This window comes from Pelomonas candidula (assembly GCF_043555985.1).
Lineage (GTDB): Bacteria > Pseudomonadota > Gammaproteobacteria > Burkholderiales > Burkholderiaceae_C > Pelomonas > Pelomonas candidula.
This window is the reverse complement of sequence record NZ_JBIGIC010000070.1, coordinates 1-287: the sequence shown is the minus strand read 5'-3', so window position 1 is coordinate 287 and position 287 is coordinate 1. Positions and strand designations below refer to the sequence as shown.

Here is a 287-nt window from a genome sequence, read left to right as displayed (position 1 = left end):
CGTGAAGCTGGCCACCGTGCTGCGCGCGGCCTTCGCCGCGGCCGCGTCCGGCGACACGGGCGGCAACGGCACCACCGGCACCAGCAGCGGCGGCCTGGGCAGCACGAACACCAGCTTCGGCGGCAACGCGACGACGCCCACCGCCACCAGTGGCACCACCACGTCCACGACCGGCGCGTCCACCGCCTCGACGTCACCGCTGTCGGCCTCGGCCGGCCCGTCCACCGGTGGCTTCGTGCAGGCCGACCCGTCGACGAACTCGCTCATCATCACGGCCGCCGAGCCGC

Annotated in this window: 1 pseudogene; it reads left to right on the top strand. The window is 75.3% G+C overall.

Annotation, left to right across the window (positions count from 1 at the left end):
* Positions 1 to 287, top strand: a pseudogene (locus tag ACG04R_RS28525) (type II secretion system secretin GspD); the annotation flags it as partial.